Source organism: Proteus sp. fly-1013 (assembly GCF_040140245.1).
Taxonomy (GTDB): Bacteria; Pseudomonadota; Gammaproteobacteria; order Enterobacterales; family Enterobacteriaceae; genus Proteus; species Proteus mirabilis_B.
Genome location: NZ_JBEEWD010000008.1, coordinates 57701 through 82680, shown reverse-complemented (window position 1 = coordinate 82680; position 24980 = coordinate 57701). Strand labels below are relative to the sequence as shown.

Annotated in this window: 22 protein-coding genes; 13 read left to right on the top strand and 9 right to left on the bottom strand. The window is 38.4% G+C overall.

Translation table 11 applies throughout. The features are described from left to right. Window positions 1-14: 14 nt before the first annotated feature. The 5 genes from rnc (at window position 15) to acpS (ending at window position 3531) form a co-directional block, all read left to right on the top strand. On the top strand, window positions 15-695 hold the full coding sequence (gene rnc, locus ABN236_RS15395; RefSeq protein WP_069367822.1) for a ribonuclease III: 681 nt from the start codon (window positions 15-17) through the stop codon (window positions 693-695). Next, the gene (gene era / locus ABN236_RS15390; RefSeq protein WP_023581601.1) at window positions 692-1600 is read left to right on the top strand and encodes a GTPase Era; all 909 of its coding nucleotides are present in this window, start codon (window positions 692-694) and stop codon (window positions 1598-1600) included. The genes rnc and era overlap by 4 nt, the downstream gene beginning before the upstream one ends. 9 nt (window positions 1601-1609) lie before the next feature. Then, window positions 1610-2350, top strand: a complete 741-nt coding sequence (recO, locus tag ABN236_RS15385) for a DNA repair protein RecO (RefSeq protein ID WP_088495032.1) — start codon at window positions 1610-1612, stop codon at window positions 2348-2350. A 69-nt stretch (window positions 2351-2419) separates the two neighbouring features. Beyond that, a complete protein-coding gene (gene pdxJ / locus ABN236_RS15380) occupies window positions 2420-3151 on the top strand; it encodes a pyridoxine 5'-phosphate synthase (RefSeq protein ID WP_194950881.1) in 732 nt (243 codons plus the stop codon). Further along, on the top strand, window positions 3151-3531 hold the full coding sequence (acpS, locus tag ABN236_RS15375; protein WP_069367826.1) for a holo-ACP synthase: 381 nt from the start codon (window positions 3151-3153) through the stop codon (window positions 3529-3531). The genes pdxJ and acpS overlap by 1 nt, the downstream gene beginning before the upstream one ends. Before the next feature lie 40 nt (window positions 3532-3571). Here acpS and ABN236_RS15370 read toward each other — a convergent pair whose 3' ends face one another. From ABN236_RS15370 to ABN236_RS15360, 3 genes are all read right to left on the bottom strand, one after another. Further along, a complete protein-coding gene (locus ABN236_RS15370; RefSeq protein ID WP_075673672.1) occupies window positions 3572-3832 on the bottom strand; it encodes a YfhL family 4Fe-4S dicluster ferredoxin in 261 nt (86 codons plus the stop codon). Between the two features lie 242 nt (window positions 3833-4074). Continuing rightward, complete coding sequence (locus ABN236_RS15365) at window positions 4075-4383, bottom strand: addiction module antidote protein (RefSeq protein WP_194950880.1); 309 nt, start codon at window positions 4381-4383, stop codon at window positions 4075-4077. A 3-nt stretch (window positions 4384-4386) separates the two neighbouring features. Next, complete coding sequence (locus ABN236_RS15360) at window positions 4387-4704, bottom strand: type II toxin-antitoxin system RelE/ParE family toxin (RefSeq protein ID WP_088495035.1); 318 nt, start codon at window positions 4702-4704, stop codon at window positions 4387-4389. A 206-nt stretch (window positions 4705-4910) separates the two neighbouring features. Here ABN236_RS15360 and ABN236_RS15355 point away from each other — a divergent pair, with 206 nt between their 5' ends. Further along, window positions 4911-5546 (top strand): LysE family translocator, encoded by a 636-nt coding sequence (locus ABN236_RS15355; protein ID WP_349474350.1) that lies wholly within the window; start codon window positions 4911-4913, stop codon window positions 5544-5546. Between the two features lie 107 nt (window positions 5547-5653). Further along, window positions 5654-6184: a tRNA adenosine(34) deaminase TadA gene (tadA, locus tag ABN236_RS15350; protein WP_088495037.1), complete on the top strand. Its 531-nt coding sequence runs from the start codon at window positions 5654-5656 to the stop codon at window positions 6182-6184. 7 nt (window positions 6185-6191) lie between these two features. Here tadA and ABN236_RS15345 read toward each other — a convergent pair whose 3' ends face one another. From ABN236_RS15345 to mltF, 6 genes are all read right to left on the bottom strand, one after another. Then, window positions 6192-6740 carry a fimbrial protein gene (locus ABN236_RS15345; RefSeq protein WP_349474349.1) on the bottom strand — a complete coding sequence of 183 codons (549 nt, stop codon included), beginning with the start codon at window positions 6738-6740 and terminating at the stop codon, window positions 6192-6194. Continuing rightward, window positions 6740-7810, bottom strand: coding sequence for a fimbrial protein (locus ABN236_RS15340; protein WP_349474348.1), 1071 nt, complete (start codon window positions 7808-7810; stop codon window positions 6740-6742). Before ABN236_RS15340 ends, ABN236_RS15345 begins: the two co-directional genes overlap by 1 nt. Before the next feature lie 25 nt (window positions 7811-7835). Further along, on the bottom strand, window positions 7836-8600 hold the full coding sequence (locus tag ABN236_RS15335) for a fimbrial biogenesis chaperone (protein WP_088495040.1): 765 nt from the start codon (window positions 8598-8600) through the stop codon (window positions 7836-7838). Window positions 8601-8630: 30 nt separating this feature from the next. After that, window positions 8631-11117 (bottom strand): fimbria/pilus outer membrane usher protein, encoded by a 2487-nt coding sequence (locus tag ABN236_RS15330; RefSeq protein WP_349474347.1) that lies wholly within the window; start codon window positions 11115-11117, stop codon window positions 8631-8633. Between the two features lie 178 nt (window positions 11118-11295). Next, on the bottom strand, window positions 11296-11844 hold the full coding sequence (locus tag ABN236_RS15325; RefSeq protein ID WP_075670446.1) for a fimbrial protein: 549 nt from the start codon (window positions 11842-11844) through the stop codon (window positions 11296-11298). 811 nt (window positions 11845-12655) lie between these two features. Then, entirely contained in the window at window positions 12656-14128 is a 1473-nt protein-coding gene (gene mltF, locus ABN236_RS15320) for a membrane-bound lytic murein transglycosylase MltF (RefSeq protein WP_349474346.1), read from the bottom strand. A 264-nt stretch (window positions 14129-14392) separates the two neighbouring features. Between mltF and purL the strand changes: the two genes are divergently transcribed. The 6 genes from purL to glnB all read left to right on the top strand — a co-directional run bounded on the left by purL (window position 14393) and on the right by glnB (window position 24850). Continuing rightward, window positions 14393-18283, top strand: coding sequence for a phosphoribosylformylglycinamidine synthase (gene purL, locus ABN236_RS15315; protein ID WP_349474345.1), 3891 nt, complete (start codon window positions 14393-14395; stop codon window positions 18281-18283). A gap of 691 nt (window positions 18284-18974) precedes the next feature. After that, a complete protein-coding gene (locus ABN236_RS15310; RefSeq protein ID WP_075670452.1) occupies window positions 18975-20423 on the top strand; it encodes a sensor histidine kinase in 1449 nt (482 codons plus the stop codon). Next, a complete protein-coding gene (gene qseG, locus ABN236_RS15305) occupies window positions 20423-21457 on the top strand; it encodes a two-component system QseEF-associated lipoprotein QseG (RefSeq protein WP_349474344.1) in 1035 nt (344 codons plus the stop codon). The genes ABN236_RS15310 and qseG overlap by 1 nt, the downstream gene beginning before the upstream one ends. Before the next feature lie 11 nt (window positions 21458-21468). Next, complete coding sequence (gene glrR, locus ABN236_RS15300) at window positions 21469-22806, top strand: two-component system response regulator GlrR (RefSeq protein ID WP_023581612.1); 1338 nt, start codon at window positions 21469-21471, stop codon at window positions 22804-22806. A 73-nt stretch (window positions 22807-22879) separates the two neighbouring features. Further along, window positions 22880-24496, top strand: coding sequence for an NAD+ synthase (locus ABN236_RS15295; RefSeq protein ID WP_088495045.1), 1617 nt, complete (start codon window positions 22880-22882; stop codon window positions 24494-24496). 15 nt (window positions 24497-24511) lie between these two features. Then, the gene (gene glnB / locus ABN236_RS15290; protein ID WP_023581614.1) at window positions 24512-24850 is read left to right on the top strand and encodes a nitrogen regulatory protein P-II; all 339 of its coding nucleotides are present in this window, start codon (window positions 24512-24514) and stop codon (window positions 24848-24850) included. Window positions 24851-24980: the final 130 nt, after the last annotated feature.

Genomic DNA, 24980 nt, shown 5'->3' with positions numbered 1-24980 from the left:
GAAATTGATCGCACATGAATACTTTATTAGTAAACCAGTTACAAAAGAAACTGGGCTATACTTTTACGCAAAATGAATTATTACTACAGGCTTTAACGCATCGTAGTGCCAGCAGTAAACATAATGAACGTTTAGAATTTTTAGGTGATTCAATTCTAAGCTATGTGATTGCTAACGCACTTTATCATCGCTTTCCTCGTGTTGATGAAGGTGATATGAGCCGAATGAGAGCAACGCTTGTTCGTGGAAATACACTCGCTGAATTAGCGCGTGAATTTGAACTCGGCGAATGTCTACGTTTAGGGCCGGGAGAATTAAAAAGCGGCGGTTTTCGTCGTGAATCAATTTTAGCGGATACGGTGGAAGCTTTAATTGGTGCTATTTTCCTCGATAGTGATATTCAAAATATCGAAAAAATTATTTTAAATTGGTATGAGAATCGTTTGGCTGAAATCAGCCCAGGCGATAAGCAAAAAGATCCTAAAACTCGTTTGCAAGAGTATCTGCAAGGCCGTCATTTACCATTACCTTCTTATATTGTGGTACAGGTTCGTGGCGAAGCCCATGATCAAGAGTTTACGATCCATTGTCAGATAAGCGGTATCGAACAACCTGTCAAAGGGATGGGTACAAGCCGTCGTAAAGCTGAACAGGCCGCTGCTGAACAGGCATTAATACAACTGGAGCTTGAATGAGCGAAGAACAAACCTATTGCGGATTTATTGCGATAGTCGGTCGCCCAAATGTGGGAAAATCAACACTACTGAACCAATTACTGGGGCAGAAAGTTTCTATTACATCACGTAAACCGCAAACTACGCGTCACCGTATCATGGGTATTGATACAGATGGTGCTTACCAAGCAATTTATGTGGATACACCGGGCTTGCATATTGAAGAAAAGCGAGCCATCAACAGACTGATGAACCGTGCAGCAAGTAGTTCAATTGGTGATGTTGAACTGGTTATTTTCGTTGTTGAAGGCACCAACTGGACGCCTGACGACGAAATGGTATTAAATAAATTAAAATCATTACGTTGCCCTGTTTTATTAGCAATTAATAAAGTGGATAACGTGACTGATAAAACCAAGTTACTTCCACACATTGGCTTTTTAAGCCAACAAATGGATTTTCTTGATGTTGTACCAATCAGTGCTGAAAAAGACATGAATATCGATACGATTGCGAAAATCGTACGTAAATGTTTACCAGAAGCAACTCATCATTTCCCTGAAGATTATATTACTGATCGTTCTCAGCGTTTTATGGCATCAGAAATTATTCGTGAGAAACTGATGCGCTTTTTAGGTGAAGAATTACCTTATTCTGTCACTGTTGAAATTGAGCAATTCGTTACCAATGAGCGTGGTGGTTATGATATCCACGGATTAATTCTGGTTGAGCGTGAAGGCCAGAAGAAAATGGTTATTGGTAATAAAGGTGCGAAAATCAAGAAAATTGGTACCGAAGCCCGTATGGATATGGAAGACTTATTTGAAAACAAAGTTCACTTAGAACTTTGGGTGAAAGTCAAAGCGGGTTGGGCTGATGATGAACGTGCTTTACGTAGCCTTGGCTATGTGGACGATTTAAAGTAGGTAACTGAAGTGGATGGCTGGCAACGTGCATTCGTTATCCATGCTCGACCTTACAGTGAAACGAGTCTGTTACTCGATTTTTTCACTGAAAATGAAGGGCGAGTACGCATATTGTCAAAAGGTGCGCGAGGCCGTCGTTCACCCTTAAAAGGGGCACTTCAACCTTTTACTCCTTTGCTCATTCGTTGGAGTGGGCGAGGAGAAGTTAAAACACTTCGTGATGCTGAACCTATCTCTTTAGCATTACCACTGACAGGCTCTGTACTCTACAGTGGCTTGTATCTCAATGAGTTATTATCTCGCGTTTTAGAAAATGGTACTTCTTATAGTGTACTTTTTTTTGAATACCTTTCCTGTTTGCAAATTCTTGCTGCTAGCGATACTACACCTGAAGCTGCACTGAGACGCTTTGAACTCGCGCTATTAACACAACTGGGTTATGGTTTAGATTTTCTGCATTGTGCGGGAAGTGGAGAGCCAGTTTCAGATTCGATGACCTATCGTTATCGAGAAGAAAAAGGTTTTATTGCGAGTTTAGTGGTTGATCATAATAGTTTTACTGGATTTGAATTAAAATCCTTAGCCAGTCGCGAATTTCCTACTGTTGAAACATTAAAAGCGGCAAAAAGGTTTACTCGAATGGCATTGAAGCCCTATTTAGGCGGAAAACCATTAAAAAGTAGAGAACTTTTTAGACAATTTGCCATTAAAAAAGCCCCAAAGAAAAGAGCATTGATGGTAGAACAGTAATATTGTCTTTTTCTTCTCTATGGAATGTGTAAACTAAGGTAATGCAACGTTATTTTTCAGGAGAAGAGCATGTCTGATATTCTACTTGGCGTTAATATTGACCATATCGCCACCCTTCGTAATGCCCGTGGCACAACTTATCCCGATCCTGTTCAAGCGGCTTTCATTGCAGAACAAGCTGGTGCTGATGGTATTACTATCCATTTACGTGAAGATAGACGTCATATCACTGATCGCGATTTAATGCTGATAAGCCAAACGGTTCAGACAAGATTAAATCTGGAAATGGCAGTTACTGAAGAGATGATCGAGATCGCTTGTCAAACTCAGCCTGATTTTTGCTGTTTAGTACCTGAAAAACGCCAAGAAGTGACAACAGAAGGTGGTTTAGACGTTGTTGGCAATGAAGAAAAAGTTGCTGATGCAATTAAACGCTTATCTTTAGCAGGTATCAAAGTTTCTCTATTTATTGATCCTGACCATGAGCAAATTAACGCAGCCGACCGTGTTGGTGCGCCTTTTATTGAGATCCACACTGGCGCTTATGCTGACGCTGAAGATGAAATGGCTCAAGAAAAAGAGTTTGTCCGTATTCGTGATGCAGTCACTTATGCTGCATCTAAAGGTTTAAAAGTGAATGCAGGACATGGTCTGCATTATCACAACGTACAACGTATTGCGGCATTACCTGAACTGTATGAACTGAATATTGGTCACGCTATTATTGGTAGAGCCGTATTTAGTGGATTAGCGCCAGCGGTTGAAGAAATGAAACGCTTAATGCGAGAAGCGCGTCGCTAATGGCTATTGTTGGTTTAGGTATGGATATCGTCGAGATATCACGTATCGAAGATATTATAGGGCGTTCTGGTGAACGCCTTGCTCGTCGCATTCTTACTGATACTGAATGGGAAATTTATCAATCCCATAAACAGCCAATACGTTTTTTAGCTAAGCGATTTGCAGTAAAAGAGGCGGCGGCAAAAGCATTAGGAACAGGTATACGTTTAGGATTGGCTTTCAACCATTTTGAAGTGCGTAATGATGAGTTAGGCAAACCCACCTTGCATTTTTTAGCGGTTGCCAAAGAGATGGCAGAGAAAGCGGGGATAAACTCTATTCACGTAACACTTGCTGATGAACAGCGTTATGCTTGTGCGACAGTTATTTTAGAAAAATAGCTCTCTTAGATTTATCACCCACAAAATCATCGATTAAGGTTTAGATCTTATCTGCGTGGTGGATCAACACAAATTTTTCCCATAATTCATCTTGAGATTCAGTATGAGCAGGATCAGTGATGATCGTGTTAGTAATCGGACAAACCGATTGGCAAGTTGGTTTATCGTAATGTCCTACACATTCAGTGCAAAGATCAGGATTAATTTCATAAATTTCATCCCCCATTGAAATCGCATCATTTGGACACTCTGGTTCACACATATCGCAGTTGATGCATTTCTTCGTAATTAGTAAAGCCATATCAGTCACTTAATATATAAATTATTAAATTTCAGTAACTTATATCTTGCACTTATATGTTACCATCTATCAGTTTTGTGTCGCTATATCCGATAAAGTAGTGTTTTATCATTCAAATAGGAATATTACCCCAATCTTTTTGCTTAATAGGCACTAAGTAAGGGGGAGTAAGGTTACCATTTATAGTGAATTTCCTAAAGTGGCATCGCTCAAATGGTTTATTAGAATGTATAAATAAAAGATTAAATACTTGCTAATGAAGAGAAATGAAAGCCAGTTGCACTAATAACATTTCGCAATGTTTTTAATGTTGGGTTTCCTGTTGGTGATAATGTTCGATAAAGCGTTTCTCGAGATACTCCTGCTTTTTTGGCAATTTTTGCCATACCGCCCCGAGCTTCTACGACATGGCGTAATGCCATAAGAAAAGCTTCTTGCCCACCATCTTCATCAATATCAAGGAAGGCTTGGTGTAAATATGCTTTTGCAAAACTAGGATCTTCACGCAAAAGCTCAATCATTGCGTCATCGTGTAAACGAGATTTTGGCATAATCTACCTCTTTAAATAATCTTTTAGACATAGGATGGCTTTATTGATGTCAGCATCCTGAGTTCGTTTATCTCCTGCTAGAAGTAGCAATATAATTTCGCCATTGATTAAACTATAGTAGACGCGATAACCCACACCTTGATCAATTCGTAGCTCCCAAATGCTTTCACGACAAGGTTTATGATCACCAAAACACGCACTTGCCATTCTATTTACTCTCGATGCAATTTTGGCTTTAGCAACAGGATCACGTATCTTTCTGAAGTAGTCGGCATATAAGTCTTTGCCATCTATTGTTAGGTAATGTTTGATAGTTTTCATTGGCAAAATGTAGCTTATAAGCTACGTTAACACAACTATTTTTGTAGCTTATAAGCTACGAAAATATATCAGTAATATATATTTAAAGCAAAACTATCTAATTAAAAAACAAAAACGAATAACAAAAAATAGTATTTTTTGTGGTATCCCGCACACCTAACACTCTGTTATTGATGTTAAATAATGCAATAAATAAGGGGTATACTATGCCAACACTGTTCAATATGTGGACATTTGCGCTTTTGTCCTTGGGTTTGGTGCTAACACCAGGTCCTAATATGATTTACCTGATTTCACGCTCAATCTCTCAAGGGAAAAAAGCCGGATTTATTTCATTAATCGGTGTGGCTGTTGGCTATATTTTTTATATGTTATTAGCTGCATTTGGTATTACGGCTATTTTTATGGCGGTACCTTATGCTTACGATACATTAAAAATTTGTGGTGCTATTTACCTTTTTTATATTGCTAGGCAATCTATTAAACCCGGTGGTCGTTCTATCTTTCATCCCAAAAAATTGCTTTCAGGCAATACGACAAAGCTCTTTGTTATGGGCTTTATCACTAATCTGCTCAATCCTAAAATCGCATTAATGTACTTATCACTGTTACCTCAATTTATTAGCCTTCAAAATGGCAGCGTTTTAAATCAATCATTAGTGTTAGGTAGTATTCAAATTATTATTAGCATTGCAGTAAATGCATTGATTGTTATTGCCGCTGGCTCTATTGCTGGGTTCTTTATACAAAGGCCTCGCTGGGCATTGGTTCAACGTTGGTTTATGGCGACAATCTTAGGCGCTTTAGCAATCAAATTAGCCACTGAAGCGCGCGTAAACTAAAGTTTTATCTTGTTATCTTTGTCATAAACAATTCAAGACAATTTCTTTAGTTATCAATAGAAAACAGGGTACAATATCCCGCTATATGATAATGAAGAGATATCCTTGTGAATAAAGTTAAAGATGATATTTATTGGATGCATAAAGCGATTGAGCAAGCGCAAAAAGCACAAGAAATCGGTGAAATACCGGTGGGCGCAGTATTAGTCGTTGATAATAAAATCATTGCTAAAGGATGGAATCATTCAATTATCGATAACGATCCCACTGCACACGCAGAGATTATGGCATTACGCAAAGGGGGAAAGCATTTACAAAACTATCGCCTACTTGATGCGACTCTTTATATTACCCTTGAACCTTGTGTGATGTGTGCCGGAGCAATTGTGCATAGTCGGGTAAAACGCGTGGTTTATGGTGCCTCAGATTTAAAAACAGGTGCGGCGGGTTCATTTATTGATATCTTACAGCATCCCGGAATGAACCATAAAGTTGAGATAACTTCAGGTGTATTAGGTGAAGAGTGCTCACAGCTTTTAAGTCAGTTTTTTAAAATGAGAAGGGCTGAAAAGAAACAGCTTAAAAAGCAAAAAGCCAGTCCAGCCATAATCAATACTGAACCAGCAATAAAAGAATAATATTTATTTACTGATAATTAAGGGTATATGTTGCTTGGGCTTGGAAAGGGCCTGTTAGCAAAGTTTGATTTTTTAGTGCAGAGGGTGATGCCTCAACATACGTCATAAAATTAAATTGAATACGTTTATTATTAAGAAGTCGAGTTGAGCTCGGCTTTTTTAATTGGATCATATTGCGTTGCACATCAGTAAATACAATCCCGATACTTTTAGGATCTTCAGATCCAGTGCCGACGACAGCAAGGTGATTGGGCATTGTAGGATGCTCTTTCCCATCTAGCGTGATTGTGACGCTTTTATAAATATCCTGACTGCAATTTTCTAAACTAATACTAAAAGCAACAGGTTCACTTTTTTGAAAAGAATAGAGATCACTTGCTGATATTTGTTTGAAATCGATGACTTTATTTTCATCGCCAGCAACAATAGTACAACCATGTGCAACCACAACACCTTTAAATTCCATATCGCCGCCAATAAGCTCTGTCACAGCAAAGGCAGAAGGTGAAAGTAATAATAAAAGAAAAATCGCCGATTTTATTATTGGGTTTTTCATTACATAAACTCCGCAACTAATGTGGCATGTGCTGAAAACTCACCTTCAGGAATTTTACTGCCTTCTTTGGCTATTGGCGCTGCTGTTACTTCCCAGTTACCTTTAAAATTGTTTAGTTTACCGACAGAGAAGTATTGATTAGGTGGTACGACTGTTCCTGATTTATCTTTTAAAACAATACCTAAGTTGCTTCTATCGACAGATCCCGTTGTACCAAGGTAATTTGGATTAAAATTTGCCACACCAGAACTTCCTGTTTGAATTTTAAACATTATTCTGCTGTTTGGATTAGTGAAACTTCCGCCTTCACATTGAATTGGAATATTACGAGTAATTTTATAATTTTGACCATTTAGATAGTCAGAAGTATTACCCACATTACCAAAATCAAAGGTAATTGGAGCACCATTATTGAATGTACATTTATCTTCGGTGGTTAATATGCCAGAACTAATAACTAACTTAGAAATTGGCTCAGGACCATAAACTTCATATAAACCATTACCCACACGAGCATACATCTGAGCGACAGAATGACCTGTTAATGAGACGCCATTGACAATAGGTTTTTTGAGCCTAAAAACCAGAACACCACTTCCCCCTGAATACATATTAGGTTTAGGTGATTCAGGAACTCGACACCCTTGTTGCCAGTTCACATGGTTAGGTTTTTCAATAAAAGGTACGGTAGGAAGAGAATCAGGTCCCCAAATCGAGAACTTAATTTGTACGTCAACATACTCATTTAATTCGTAATAGTTACGTCCTAAATAACGAAGATCAGAGGTCGCTTTGAAATAAGTTCTTGATTGAGGAACTAAAGGATCTTTAGGACAATAAACGGTTGCTACATAAAGATCAGGTAAAGAGAATTTTACGGTTGCTGTTTCACCTACTCGATTACGAGGAAACATGGTGGTATCTAAATCAACTCTAAAGATATTAGGGCCGCCAACGGTACGAACCTCACCATGAATGTATGCAGAAGCAACAATTGGAGTACATAACATTGCGCCAGTAAAGAGTAATTTTAGCGTATTGAAATAAAAATTTGCTGTTGTTAATTTCATTTTATTCCTACCGGCGTCAAGTTAATTAATATTTTGGCTGTTGTTCTTTCGGTGCCGCTGTACAGCTATTTTGTTGGCAAACAAATTTTAATTCTGGATGTCCACCGTAGTCATTTACATACATCATGTAAAATTGATTGACGCTATTGGTTTTAACTGGAATTTCCAGTGATGATTTAGGTGCAACCATTAAACCAGGGAATGTGGTTAATTTGTCGCTATCTTCACCATTCAATTTATTGGAAAGTCCAATAATGGTGATGTAGTAAGGTGTTGGGTTTTCAGCAATAAATTGATTACCTTGTTTTTTAAACACCAACTGATCTTGCCAAATCATGCCTGGCTTTTCAGGAATAATGGCAGTTGGGCGGTAGAATAATTTAATGCGAGACTGCATTGCCATTTGTAACACGTTAGCTTGTTTTGGTGCTGGTGGAATTTCACGCACATTTAAATAGAATAGTGATTCTCTATCTTGTGGTAAAAGTCCAACTTCTGCTGTTTTGGTTATTCTGACAACCCCTTTTTGGTCACCATCAAGACGCTGTAAAGGTGGCAATGCCACTAAAGGAGATGCAATTTTTTGCCCGTGTTCATTTTCAACCCATGATTGAGCTAAAAAAGGAATGTCAGGGCTAGTATTTTTTAGGTTTACGCTAGCCGAATTCTCGTTGCCTGTTAATACAATACGAGTTCTATCTAATGACACGCCCGCTTGAGTTGTACTCACCATGCTGAGTGCAATTAATGAGCTACAAAAAAGCGCTTTGAGTGTGTTGAATGAGTTCATACAATTATCTCTAGTAATTCATTTTGTTCATTAAAATCCCTGACATAATAACAATTCACGTTTTAGAGGATCGTTAATTGCGGCTGGAATTGTAATCGTACACTGGGTTTTACCACCCCAGATCACGTTTAAAGATTCATTAAGGTTAACACCGGCGATATAAACTAAACCATCTTCCATCACCATTCCCATATTTTCACCGTTTTTATTGGTGACTTCGGCACCAAATGGCGGATATTTTTGATCGACAGTTTGTAAGATAGCCATTAAGCGCTCACCTTGGCGAACAGGGAATTTATAGTAGCCAATCGCACCTTCAGTTAATGTTGCAGAAGTAATGGCTTTGTGTGTTTCAATATCTGAATCCATTTTATCAACATCAATACGAGCATCAACATTGTTATAACTAGTTAAGTCAGTTAATACCCCAATACCAAATAGATTTGTAGTCGTACTTTGGTTATTAAATGGCACACCTGCAACACCATCAGTATCAACCATCATGCGGGCAGTGCTTGATGTCATGCTACTACTATGTAATGCAGCACCATGGCGTGTCGCAGTAAATCTACCTTTAACTGTTGCGCCTACTGCAACGTAATTATCTTGTTGATAGCTTGCATTGGCGTTAATTTCTGCATATTGCGAACGGTGTTGATAATAACCATCAGTATTGGCTTTATTGTCTGAGCTTAAACCTGCACGGACACGCCATAGATTATTATAATTGCTATTATCAGAATAAGAGGCCATTTGGTTCACTTTACCGTTACTGTCTTGCAAGCTATAACCAATGCTTTTGCCGCTTCCTAATGGCACTGAAATGTTGAAAGAAATACTATCATCAGTATTTCCCTTATACTGAGTACGGAATGCAGATAAGTTAGTATTAATCTGCTCTATACCCATAATAGAAAAATTACGGCTTACCGTAGCACCATATTGTTCTTGTGTATTTTTATCCCAATAGTTTTGGTGTCGATAAGAGAGGTAAAGTGTTGTCGATTTTTCAATATCATCAGCCCAAAAAGTTTTGTTACCTGTAATGGTATACATCTCTTTTTCATAACCATTGTTATTAATATCGTTATAACGCTCATCTATATATTGAGAGAAAGATCGGAATGTTTTCTCTGAAAAACGGTAGCCCGCAAAAGTAATCGTACTATGGTATTCATCGAATGTTTTAGCGTAGTTCAGTTTGAATGACATCCCGTTGATATTATCATTATCATAAGTTTTGCTATAAGACTGGGTAATATCACCGGAAAGCGTACCTAAACGGCCCATATCGTGACCTAAACCTAATGACCACGCATTGTAATCTTTAGCTGTCAATAAAACCCCACCATACAGTGACCATGTGTTGTTCATACCCCATGAAAAATCACCTTGATAAAAAACAGGGCCTTGCATTTTATGGTTGTTGAGCGATGACTGACCCATTGATGTGTTATAACGCACAGAGCCAGGACGAGTCATATAAGGTAGGTTGGCGGTCTGTACTTGGAATTCATTTACCTTACCGTTTTGCTCTTCGACTCTAACATTTAATTGACCTTGTACTGTGTCTTGTAAATGTTTAATAGCAAAAGGACCCGCAGGTACTGTAGTTTCATAAATTAAGCGGCCATTTTGCGTTACAGTCACTTTGGCATTGGTGTTTGCGATACCGTGGATTTCAGGTGCATAACCTTGCAAAGAAGGAGGCAACATTCTTTCATCACTTTGTATATTGGCACCTGTAAAACGAAAGCTATCAAAAACTTGAGAGTTTAAATAAGTTTCACCAAGCGTTAGTTTTGCTGCTTGGTTAGGTAATGGTTTATAGGCGTAAATCTGATTCCAATCAAAGCTATTATTTGATGAATATTCAGATGAATAGTTTCCTTGATATTCGGCACGTAGTCGCCATTCACCAACGTTAATTCCAGCCTGTCCATAACCTGTCAATGAGTTGTTATTATTGCCTTTATTCGGGCGAGTTGATGTACCTGTCAAGGTATAGTCAACTAATAACCCAGATACACCCGGATCCCATAATTCAGGTGGTGTCCAATCTGTATCTTCATATTTCATTAATGAGCGAGGCATAACAATATCAAGGATACCGCCATCATTTTTGATAGAGATACCTGGCAATTGACTAATATCGAAACATTCTGGCGAGATTTCTTCGATAAATTTTTGATTTTCTTCGTTAACTGTTAACTTTTTTAGAAGAGTAGGGTCAATACAAGCGATAGAGTAATTAGGTTTCACTTCAACATAATTAATGTTTTGGCGAGGAAAGTCACGACCATTTATACGGATATCTAAGTAGTACATACCCGGAATAATGTAATTAGAAGTTGCAAAACGAGATAAATCGACATTATCTCTGTCTTCGGCATCTAGCATGTGAATGTTAAATTCCACAGAATCATCTTGCTCGGCTTGAGCGAAAAACGCTAAGCACAATAGCAAAATGGCACAAATGTTTTTCCATATTGTGCTGTGAAAAAAAGAAATTAACATGAATAAACGCCTAATTATTAATTAAATAAAAACTAATTAAATAATGAATATTTATTTAATTAGTTTTTATTTTATTCTTATTAAATTGAAGTGTTTTATCAAATTTAACGCAGAGGAAGTCCTCTGCGTTAATGCAGTAATTAATCTATTATTTAATTAATTTAAATAAATAAAACGATTACTGATAATCAACTTGGAAGTTGATAACGGCTTGGAATTCACCTGGAGTTACAGTAGCGTCTGCTGATTCAGCTTGAACGTAAGCAACGAATGGGATCTTAGAAACACCATTAACTAATTGTACAGGTGTTGTTGCTGTGTTCCATTTTACTGACTTGCTGCCAGCATCCATTAAGCCAATACCTGCGCCAGAAGCTGAGCCAGATACGAAAGATGCTAAGTCTTTATTTGTTGCATTAACAACGCTTGGTGTATAGCTAACAGTAGCTGTTTTTGCTACGGTAGTATCGCAGTCTTGTAATTCGATATCTTTTTTAACGTTACCTGCTTTCTGCATATTTGCTAATGCAGAAGTTGGGATTTCACTGAAATCAACAATAACAGGACTTGAAGAAGCTGCTAATCCACAAGCTGAATTAACAATTTCACCTTTTAATTGAATTTCGCCTTTAGTTGCGCCAACTTTTGGTGCAGGAGTTTCAGCAGTTGCAACAGAATTAATACCAAATACTAAAGCAGCAGCTAAAGCAATTTTACTCAGTTTCATTATAGATAATCCCTTGAAGATCGTGCGTATTATTATTTATAGAAAAATAATATTAATGTCGGAATATAAAAATTGATTTGCATTATATTTCGAGTTGTTTCGAATAATGACTGGTTTATATGATATCAACAAAGACGTTCTATTTGATATAACGTTTTGTTGATTTACTCAATTTTCATATTTAATCTTGCCTATTCCATATTAATAGAGTTTTGTATAGATTTATTCTTTTTATTACTCAGTTTATGGGTGAAAAAGTTTATCAGGCAGATAAATTTAATAGACAATATAATTAACATTGTTTTAACTTTACGAAAAGTAATGTTATTAACATTCAGTTAAGAAAATTAATGAAATCAATTATAGATTATCATAATATATATAATTCAATAGGTTAGATGTTAATAAAGGCATGCTCAGGTTAATTTTTGTTGCAAAAAAAGTTTCTCAGAAAATAATAATCATAAAATGAATAATAACTAATGAGATAATTCCTACGTATTTAAGTTAATTTTTTCTTATATTTCGCTTATTCTGATAGTCTTAAAATGACTAATCGGATCATTTTAAATACAATTTACTCATTAGTTGAGTGTTTTAACTAATGAGTGTTACATTTTTTAACACATGTATTTTTCCTATTTTGGGTAAAAAATGGGATGAAAAAATGTAACAATTTTTAATATTAAGAAAATATTAATTTAGGGATTGCTTTTAATGGTTGGAATGATTATTGAATAGTAGAAGGGAAATAAATAAGCCTCTGTAAAAGAGGCTATGTTGTTTAATAGACTGTTTTTAATTACAAAAATTATTGATAAGCCATATCTTGAGTTAATGACAATGATGATCTTTCTTGTTCTTCATCGTTATCACTCTCTTTATCTTTAGATAATATTTTATTTTTGCTCTCTTTGGCTTGAAGGTAACCGACAAGGCTGAGCTGATATCGTCGAATGTTTTCAACGTAGCGATAAGCCTCATGGCCTCTGGCATAGCCGTAAGGGAGGTCAGCATAATATTTCTTTTGGCTAAGTAGAGGTAATCTTGATTTTACATCTAGCCAACTATCAGGATCGGCATTTTGTTGCTCAGTAAGCCTTCTGGCATCAAGCATATGACCAAATCCCATATTATATGCTGCTAATGCAAACCAAATTCTTTCATCTTCAGGGATAGAATCGGGTAAACGCGAAAGAAGATGTTTAAGATATTGCGCTCCCCCTCGAACACTTTCTTCAGGATCAAGCCTGTCAGTAACGCCCATACTTGATGCAGTAGGGCGAGTCAACATCATCAATCCTCTAACACCCGTTGGTGATGTAGCATGAGGGTCCCAATGTGATTCTTGCCATGCCATCGCTGCCAATAATCGCCAATCGAAGGTATCTGCATACTTTTCAAAAAGAGGTTGATAGTTTGGCAAGATAGAATCTATTGCAGTAATAAAAGAGATAGTATCGAAGTAATCAAACGAACCTACATGGCCAAAATACTTTTCTTCAAGTCTTGCTAATACATCTTCTTGAGATAATTGATTAAAGTAATCGAGCATTGCTGCATATAAGCTATTATCTTCACCATCTGGCAGATACCATGTTAGTGGTCGGCTTTCAGTAACTTCAAAACCCACGGCAACATTAGGATGAATGCGCTGTTGTACAGCAACACTGATTGAGTCTGCTAATACATAGGTTATTTTACCTTCCGATAAGGCTTCTAGTAGTTGTGAGGTTGTCTGATTATCTGATTCTTCCCATTCAAGCTCGGGATATTGCGTCTCTTTTAGTGTTCGCAATAAGCTTGCATGAGCAGAGCCAGCAGTGACAACAAGACGCCCATCTAACGCATCAAAGCTACGTGGTCTTAATGTCCCTTTACGATAAATAAGCTGTTGAGAAACTGAAAAGTAAGCAGGACCACTGCGTGTCGTTCCTAATCTCTCTTTATTGTAAAGTAATCCGGCAGTGATAAAGTCAGCTTTATTATTCTCCAAATCATCAAACATTTGGTTGATATTTGTCCGCATATTAACGACAAGTTTCACGCCTAGGTAATCTGCAAAGCGTTTCACTAATTCATAATCGAAACCTACGGGGTCCTTTTTATCGTTCATCGTTATCAATGGTGAAGGTATCGTACTAATTCTTAACTCACCACGAGATAAAATCTTATTTATCTGCGCTTTTTGCCTATCTGGCCATGTAATATTCAACGCGATAATAGCCGCTGAAAAGAGCGCTATGATAACGATAACGAAATAGTTTATCCTTATATTATTCAATAGGTTGGTTCTCGTTAACGTTGTTTATTGTTGTGTGTAAAATTGTCATTTTAACATGGATAAATTTCCAGTAATCGAGCATTTTGCTTAACATATTGGCAAGACGCAACTTGATTACACCAATTAATCATTAAAACACTCTAAGTTAAATGCCGTTATTTTGTTCACGCAAACGGTTTCGTCTGAGCGGTTATTCTATTATACTAGGCGCGTTTCCCCTGAATGATTGATCAGGCTAGCTGCTAAAAGAGAGAACTCAATACTATGGAAATCCTGCGTGGCTCCCCCGCTTTATCCGCGTTTCGTATTAATAAATTACTCACTCTATGTCAGGAAAGTGATCTTCCTGTACAAGGTATATACGCAGAATTTGTCCATTTCGCGAAAGTGGAAGGGCAGTTATCTGAAGATGATCAAATTAAATTACGTCAACTACTGCATTATGGGCCTTCATTAACAGAACATGAGCCTGTTGGGGAAATGCGAGTTGTTACGCCTCGCCCGGGAACAATTTCACCTTGGTCTTCTAAAGCGACAGATATTGCACATAACTGTGGTTTAGCCAAGGTTGTTAGAATTGAACGTGGTATCGCTTACTTTATTGAGTGCGGTACGATGACAGACACTCAGTGGCAACAACTTTATGGTTTTATTCATGATCGAATGATGGAAACCATCTTCTTAAATTATCAAGATGTAAATGCACTTTTTGCCGAGCAAACGCCAACACCACTAAAAACTATTGATGTGCTTACAAAAGGCAAAGATGCATTAGTAAAAGCGAATATCGAAATGGGGTTAGCACTTGCAGACGATGAAGTTGATTACTTAGTCGATGCGTTTAGCCGCTTACAACGTAATCCAACAGATGTTGAGCTTTACATGTTTGCACAAGCTAACTCTGAACACTGTCGCCACAAAATATTTAATGCTGATTGGATTATTGATGGTAAGGCTCAAGATAAATCATTATTTAAAATGATTAAAAATACGTTTGAGCAAACACCTGATTATGTCATGTCAGCTTATAAAGATAATGCAGCAGTAATGGAAGGCTCTGTGGCGGGGCGTTTTTATCCTGATACAGAAAAGGGACATTATCACTATCATCAAGAGCCTGTACATATCTTGATGAAAGTAGAAACACACAACCATCCAACGGCTATTTCACCTTGGCCGGGAGCAGCAACAGGCTCTGGTGGTGAAATTCGAGATGAAGGTGCAACTGGACGTGGTGCAAAACCTAAAGCAGGTCTAGTTGGATTTTCAGTTTCTAACCTACGTATTCCCGGATTTGAGCAGCCTTGGGAAGAAGATTTTGGTAAGCCAGAGCGCATTGTTAATGCATTAGACATCATGACTGAAGGTCCATTAGGTGGTGCAGCATTTAATAATGAGTTCGGTCGCCCTGCATTACTAGGCTATTTCAGAACCTATGAAGAACAAGTTAATAGCCACAATGGTGTTGAAATTCGCGGTTACCATAAACCCATAATGCTAGCAGGTGGTATTGGTAATATTCGTGAAGATCACGTACAAAAAGGTGAAATCACAGTTGGTGCTAAGTTGATTGTACTTGGCGGACCTTCAATGAATATCGGTCTTGGTGGGGGTGCTGCTTCTTCTATGACATCCGGTCAATCAGATGCGGATTTAGATTTTGCCTCTGTTCAGCGTGATAACCCAGAAATGGAACGCCGTTGCCAAGAAGTTATCGACCGCTGTTGGCAATTAGGTGACGATAACCCGATCTTATTTATTCATGACGTTGGTGCTGGTGGTCTTTCTAATGCAATGCCTGAATTAGTCAATGATGGCGGTCGTGGTGGTCGTTTTGAATTACGTGATGTTCTTAATGATGAACCGGGTATGAGCCCACTTGAGATCTGGTGTAATGAGTCTCAAGAACGTTATGTGCTAGCGGTATCGCCAGAAAAAATGCCTCTATTTGATGCGTTATGTCAGCGTGAAAGAGCGCCTTATGCCGTGATTGGTGAAGCAACGCAAGAGCGTGAATTAGTATTAAACGATACACACTTTGATAATAAACCTATTGATATGCCATTAGACATATTATTAGGTAAAGCACCTAAAATGTTGCGTGATGTAAAATCACTGAAAACAGAAGGTGAGTATCTCTCTCGTAAAGATATTGATTTAAAAGATGCCGTTTATCGTGTTCTTCATTTACCTACCGTTGCTGAAAAAACCTTCTTAATTACTATTGGTGACCGCACTGTAACGGGTATGGTTGCGCGTGATCAGATGGTTGGCCCTTGGCAAATTCCTGTTGCTAACTGTGCTGTTACCACCGCAACATTAGATAGCTATTATGGCGAAGCGATGTCTATTGGTGAACGAGCACCTATCGCATTGTTAGATTTTGCAGCATCTGCACGTATGGCTGTCGGCGAAGCCTTAACAAATATGGCAGGTTGTGATGTAGAAGCGCTTAATCGTATTAAGCTTTCGGCTAACTGGATGTCAGCAGCAGGTCATCCTGGTGAAGATGCGGGTTTATATGACGCAGTGAAAGCCATTGGTGAAGAGTTATGCCCAGAATTAGGCATTACTATTCCTGTGGGCAAAGATTCGATGTCAATGAAGACGCGCTGGCAAGATAAAGATGGGAAAACCAAAGAGGTTACTTCTCCGTTGTCTTTAGTTATTACGGCATTCTCTCGTGTTGAAGATGTGCGTAAAACAGTGACACCTGAATTATCAACACAAGCAGGAAACCGCTTGTATTTGATTGATTTGGGTAATGGTCATAACGCATTAGGTGCAACGGCACTAGCACAAGTTTATCGTCAATTAGGCCAAAAGGCGGCAGATCTTCGTGATGTTGAGCAATTGAAGCAGTTCTTCAATGTGATGCAACAATTAGTCAATGATGGCAAATTGTTGGCTTATCACGATCGTTCTGATGGTGGATTATTTGTCACACTCGCTGAAATGGCATTTACAGGCCATTGTGGCTTGCACGTCGATATCAGTGCTTATGATGAAGATATTCTAGCGGGACTCTTTAATGAAGAGCTAGGCGGTGTGATCCAAATTAGTGCAGAACATCAAGAGGTTGTAGAAGCATTATTTGCTGAATATGGCTTGTCGGATTGTTTACACTATTTAGGTCAAGCAACAGAAAATGATGCCATTATTATCCAAAGCCGTGAAACCGAAGTTTACAATGAAAAGCGCAGCACATTGCGTCTTTGGTGGGCAGAAACAACATGGCAAATGCAACGCTTACGTGATAATCCAGAGTGTGCAGATGAAGAGCATCAGGCAAAACAAGATCTCAACGATCCGGGTTTAAATGTGAATTTAACCTTTGATCCAAATGAAGATATTGCAGCCCCTTATATTGCAACAGGAAGTCGCCCTCGAATTGCAGTATTAAGAGAGCAAGGTGTTAACTCTCATGTTGAAATGGCGGCGGCTTTTGATAGAGCTGGTTTTGATGCTATCGACGTTCATATGAGTGATTTGCATTCTGCACGACGTTCACTAAGTGATTTTGATGTGCTGGTGGCGTGTGGCGGATTTTCTTACGGTGACGTATTAGGTGCCGGCGAAGGTTGGGCGAAGTCTATTTTATTTAATTCTCGTTTACGTGATGAGTTTGCTCAATTCTTTGAGCGCCAAGATACTTTATCTCTTGGTGTCTGTAATGGTTGCCAAATGATGTCAACATTATCAGAGCTTATTCCAGGTGCAGATTTATGGCCTCGTTTTGTTCGCAACCGCTCTGAGCGTTTTGAAGCGCGTTTTAGTTTAGTGAAAGTGACAGAGAGTCCATCATTGTTGTTACAAGGTATGGTGGGTTCACAAATGCCTATTGCTGTTTCTCATGGTGAAGGTTTCGCTGAATTCCGTAATACTGAGCAATTAGCACAACTAGAAGCTCAAAATTTAGTGGGATTACGTTTTGTGGATCACTACGGTAATCCAACAGAACAATATCCATTAAATCCTAATGGCTCTGTAAAAGGGATCACCGCCGTCACTACAAAAGATGGTCGTTCAACCATTATGATGCCTCATCCAGAACGCGTGTTTAGAACTGTTAGTAATTCTTGGCATCCAGATAACTGGGGTGAAGACAGCCCTTGGATGCGTTTATTCCGCAATGCAAGAAAACAATTTGATTAATCAAATGTAAAACTATCTTAGTGATAAATACATAAAGCCTCTACATTGCTAGAGGCTTTATTTTATTGATAATAAAAGGATTATTTTTTGTTGTGTAAAAACGACGACACTCACTGTTTTTAATGTCTCTTTTTGGCGACATTTAATTGATTGAAATATAAGTAATTATTAAATTTAGGGTAACTCTGTCTGGATATGGAGACAGCTTGGTTGTTTTATAACTAGATAAAAAAGAGTTATAAATGAAATATTAGAGGCGTGTTTTTATTTTTAGTTATTTTTCAATTGGTTATATTTATTTTTTAAAAGTTGGCACGGCTTGTGCATTATATAAATCAGTTGCTCATTCAACTTTTTATGTCGGTCCACAATATGGGTGGGAACATACCACATAAGCCAGGAATGACGCCAGAGTAAGGTGCCTACCGTCCAACATCATGATACTCGTCTTCGGACCTTATCAAACACAGGGCGACACGTGGAGTGAGGCACCACCTTCATTCTCTTTTAGAGAAAAAAGAGATGAAATATTGACGAGCGGAATATCTCAATAAGATATTCCGCTCTCCCACTTCTAGAGCCTGTCAAATTTCCTCGTTTGTGTTTGTTCTCTATGCCTGATTTTCCCCATGTCGGACTTTTTTCTTGTTATCAAGTCATGTAGCATCGCATTACTCTAATAGGTGTTGAGATGATTTCATTGAAAAAGTGGCGTATTTTTCCTCGTTCTTTAAGACAGCTCGTGATAATGGCATTTTGGATGGTGCTATTACCTTTACTTGTACTTGCTTATCAGGCCTATCAAAGTCTTGATCAACTAAGTAATCAGGCGGCTATTACTAATAAAAATGCACTTGCAGATACTGAACGCAGTGAAGTGATGCGAAATCTAGCGATTGAAATGGAAGGAAACTATCGTCGGTATTGTGTTTTACGGGATAAAACCGATGATGATATGTATCAGCAACGCTACCAGCAATACACCAAACTCTTCTCGACATTACAACAAACCATTATTCCTCTTTCTGCCTCTAAAGAAGCGAATGTGCTTAATACCTCTCTTGAAAAACTAAAATCCATTCAATGCGAAAGCAGCGAACCCACAAAAGAGATGCAACAAGCCCTAGAACAGTTCTCTTATGCCAATAACCGTATTGTTGTATTAACTAAAGAGATTATTTTTAGCCGTGGCGAACAACTTCAGATGGCAATCGCTGAGAAAGGGCGCTATTTCGGCTGGCAAAGTCTTATCGTTTTTGTTTTCAGCTTGATCCTCATTGCGCTATTTACTCGAATGATTATCGGCCCAGTTAAAGGGATCGAAAAGATGATCAATCGATTAGGCGAAGGTCGAACACTCAGTAATAATCTAGATACTTTTCAAGGGCCAAGAGAGTTACGTTCATTAGCACAACGTATTATTTGGTTAAGTGAGCGTTTAGCATGGCTTGAATCACAACGACATGAATTTTTGCGTCATATTTCTCATGAGTTGAAAACACCGTTAGCCAGTATGCGAGAAGGTACGGAATTATTAGCTGATGAAGTTGCGGGTCCTTTAACTCTAGATCAAAAAGAAGTCGTTTCAATTCTCGATAATAGCAGCAAGCAGTTACAGTTATTAATTGAACAACTACTTGATTACAATCGTAAACTTTCTGAAGTTCCTCAACAAATCGAAGAAATTAACTTGACTCAATTAGTGAATGATGTGGTATTAGCCCACAGTTTACCTGCGAGAGCTAAAGATATTAAAACGATAATTTCACTTAATCTAACCACTTGTCGAGCAGAGGCAACATTATTATCACGAGTTATCGACAATCTCTACTCGAATGCGGTGCACTATGGTGCTGAATCAGGTAATATCTGGATCTCTAGTTATCAAGTTGAACAGAAAATAGTTATTGATATAGCCAATAAAGGAACACCTATCCCTGAATCTGAACAAAAAATGATTTTTGAACCCTTTTTCCAAGGATCTTTGCTACGCAAAGGGGCTGTAAAAGGAAGTGGTTTAGGTTTAAGTATTGCTCATGACTGTATCAAGAGAATGGAAGGTGAATTAAGTGTTGTTCCTTCTGACTATGCCGATGTCTGTTTTCGTATTGAATTACCGCTACTTTCTGAGATTAAATAATGCAAATCAGGTCACAAAAACAAGCATCTCCTCATCATGAGTATAAAAAAATAAATAAGAAGATGCTTGGTATTGAATTGTTATCTATGGCCCCTGCATCGACTAGAAAAATCGCATTAAATTGGAAACAGTGTTTCTTGTTTATTATGTTCCCACTGGTTCTTTCAGGGTGTACACCAAAGTCGCTAACTGAGGCACAAGAGCCAGAGCCAGAAATCCCCGTTGTTAAACAAAAAACGATTGATTATCGCTGGGCTGAATGTAAAACATTGAGCTCATTTTATGATGAAGGCATCAATAACGCGCTTTATTGGTTACGTGCCATTGAATGTACAAACCGCATAATGACGACGGAAGCACAGCGCCAAGCAAACAGTGTTGTTGTTACTGGATGGGATGATGCATTTTATAAAAGTATTTTATTAGAGCGTGCAGGAATGACGATCGCCGATCGTCGAACACAATTAGTGTTATTAGAAAGCTATAAATTACAATTTCCGAGTTCTATGCGAGTTCTATTATCGACATGGATTGAGAACCAAACGCTTATTCTCTCTTTAGCGGAAGAAAAGAATCGTTATCGTCGTTTAACCACTGAAACAGATAATAGAATTGATGCGCTAAGAAAAGAGAATAATGCGTTACAGCATGAACTAAGTGTCACATTGAAAAAGCTTGAAAGCCTTACCCAAATTGAACGGCAGTTATCGAATAGAAAACAGAGTGGCTCTGTTGATTCGCTATCCCAAAATGAAGATTTAGCGGAAAGTGCAGCAACAGCATCTACGGAAACAGAAAACGTGAATGTAGAGAAACCTGTTACCGAAAAAACAACTGTTGAAAAACCAGCTGAAAAACCCGTTTCGACGCAATCGATAACAGAGAAGCCAAAGGGTGAGGAAAAACAACCTTCTGCAACAGCGGTTAAACCAGAGCCTTCAAAACCAGAATCTACGAAACCTGAGGCGGTAAAACCAGAGCCAGTCAAAACTGACACACAAGACTCAAAACCGACTGAAGCAGGATCTAAATAAGGAGAATGTGCATGGCTGGCCATAAATCAGCAAATCTTTTACTTGTCGATGACGATCCTGGGTTATTAAAGTTACTTGGTATGCGATTAACAAGTGAAGGTTTTCATATCTTCACCGCTGAAAGTGGACAAGAAGCACTAAAACTTCTCTTAAAAGAAAAAATAGACCTTGTTATCAGCGATCTCCGAATGGATGAAATGGATGGGATGGCGTTGTTTGCTGAGATACAACGGCAACAACCTGGCATGCCAGTGATCATTCTTACGGCTCATGGCTCTATTCCTGATGCCGTAGCTGCAACACAGCAAGGTGTATTTAGTTTCTTAACTAAACCCGTTGATAGAGACGCACTTTATAAAGCGATTGATGAAGCGCTGGAACTTGTCACTATTGTTTCAGATGAAGAGTGGTCAAAAGATATCGTGACACGTAGCCCGCAAATGCTACGTTTATTAGAGCAAGCAAAACTAGTCGCTCAATCAGATGTCAGTGTGCTTATCAATGGTCAAAGCGGTACGGGTAAAGAAGTTCTTGCTCAAGCCATTCATCGCGCAAGCCCTAGAGCGAAAAAACCTTTTATTGCCATTAACTGTGGTGCCTTACCTGAGCAACTTTTAGAATCTGAACTATTTGGTCATGCGAAAGGTGCTTTTACAGGAGCTGTGAGTAGTCGTGAAGGATTATTTCAGGCAGCCGAAGGGGGCACTCTATTTTTAGATGAAATTGGCGACATGCCAATGGCATTGCAAGTTAAATTATTACGTGTTTTACAAGAGCGAAAAGTTCGCCCATTAGGCAGTAATCGCGATATTGATATTGATGTACGTATCCTTTCTGCAACGCATCGTGATTTACCTAAAGCGATGGAACGTAATGAATTTCGTGAAGATCTGTTCTATCGTTTAAATGTGGTTAATTTACGTATTCCGACATTAAGTGAGAGAGCTGAAGATATTCCTATTCTTGCTAATCACTTATTGAGAGAGTCAGCGAAACGCCATAAACCTTTTGTCCGAAGCTTTTCAACCGATGCGATGAAATGCTTAATGACAGCAAGTTGGCCGGGTAATGTGCGTCAATTAGTTAACGTTATTGAGCAATGTGTTGCATTAACAACAGCCCCCGTGATTAGTGAAGCGCTTGTAACACAGGCCTTACAAGGTGAAAATACAGCGCTGCCCACATTTGCAGAAGCAAGAGGTCATTTTGAAATGACCTATTTGAGAAAGCTTTTGCAAATGACAAAAGGCAATGTGACTCAAGCTGCACGTATGGCTGGGCGCAATCGAACTGAGTTTTATAAATTGTTATCTCGTCATGAGCTAGATGCGAATGATTTTAAAGAATAACCTTTTCAGATAACGAATATATTTTTAAACTAACTTTCCTTTTATGCGGAAGATAGCGGAGAGACTAATTTTTATGAGTCGTAAACTAAAACTCGCCATGGCTCAACTTAATTGGGTTGTTGGTGATATTGAAGGTAACTGCGAACGCATGTTATCTACCGTTAAAGCACAAGAAGATGCCGATCTGGTCATGTTTTCTGAGCTGGCTTTATGCGGTTACTCTCCTGAAGATCTGCTATTTCGTCCTGATTTCCAACAGCGTTGTGAAACACAACTTACGCGTTTAGAACAAGCAAGCAAAAAAATAGCGATTGTTGTTGGACATCCTTGGTGGCAAAACGGCAAAATTTATAACGCACTTTCATTTTTCTATAAAGGTGAATTACAAGCGCGTTATTTCAAACAGCAATTACCTAATTATGGTGTGTTTGATGAGAAGCGTTATTTCCAACAAGGAAATGAGCGTTGTGTGGTTCCGTTTAAAGGTTATCACTTAGGTTTGTTAATTTGTGAAGATATCTGGATCAATGAACCGATTGATGCATTAAAACAAGCGGGAGCTGATCTCGTTCTATCTATTAATGCTTCACCTTATAATCGTGAAAAACCGCATGTTCGTACACAGCTCATTAAAGAACATTGCCAAAGAACACACCTTCCAGTGATCTATCTTAACCAAATTGGTGGTCAGGATGAGTTGGTATTTGATGGTTGTTCAAAAGTATTTGATGAACGGGGTGCTATTACACATCGTTTAGCTGCATTTGATGAACAGACTGCTATTGTTGAATTCGACGAATTAAACATTATCCCAATGGCAGATCCTGCTCCGGAACTTTCACCTTTAGCGCAAGTTTATCAAGCATTAGTACTTGCAACGCGTGATTACGTCACTAAGAACGGTTTTAAAGGGGCTATTCTAGGGTTATCTGGTGGTATTGACTCTGGATTAACCGTTGCTATCGCCGCTGATGCTTTAGGCAAAGAGAGTGTTCAGGCTGTTATGATGCCATTTCGTTATACTTCAGAAATGAGTATTCATGACGCTAAAGAGCAAGCAGATTTATTAGGTGTTGAGTTTGATACGGTTTCTATTGAACCTATGTTTGATGCTTTTATGGCGCAGCTTGCACCTATGTTTAAAGATACTGCCGCAGATACTACTGAGGAAAACCTACAAGCACGTTGTCGCGCTGTTATTTTAATGGCAATGTCGAATAAACGCCGTCGTTTAGTATTAACTACAAGCAATAAAAGTGAATCAGCTGTGGGGTATTCCACATTGTATGGTGATATGGCTGGTGGTTTTGATGTACTAAAAGATGTACCTAAAACATTAGTATTCGAGCTTTCTAAATATCGTAATACACTTTCACCTGCTATTCCTCAGCGTGTTATTGATAGACCACCATCAGCAGAACTTGCACCGGGACAAACAGACCAAGATAATCTACCTCCTTATGATATTTTGGATGCCATTCTTGAAGGCTATGTTGAGCAAGATAAATCTGTATCTGATTTAGTTGCGGCTGGATTTGATGAAGCGACTGTCCGTAAAGTGATAAAATTAGTCGATATTAATGAATACAAGCGACGTCAAGCCCCTGTTGGGCCACGTATTACAAGTCGTAATTTTGGTAAAGATCGCAGATACCCAATTACAAGCGGTTTTGGTCGCCACAACTGGTAATAGCAGGATAATACGATGAAAAAAATTGAAGCGATAATTAAGCCGTTTAAATTAGATGATGTAAGAGAAGCACTCGGCGAAGTGGGTATCACGGGAATGACCGTAACAGAAGTGAAAGGTTTTGGTCGCCAAAAAGGGCATACTGAGCTTTACCGCGGTGCTGAATACATGGTCGATTTTTTACCTAAAGTGAAAATTGAAATTGTTGTCTCTGATGAAATTGTTGAAACTTGTGTAGATACAATTATGACAACGGCACAAACAGGTAAAATTGGTGATGGTAAGATTTTTGTCTTCGATGTGAGTCGTGTTATTCGTATTCGTACTGGCGAACAAGACGAAGAGGCTATTTAGTTAAGCAATAATGTAGTTAAGCTATATAGTAATTAAACTTAAGCCAAATATTTATATTATTTATTTTTATTAAAGCCCGATATTTTTAATCAAAATATCGGGCTTTTTCTTTTTCTTGCGCATAATTCAT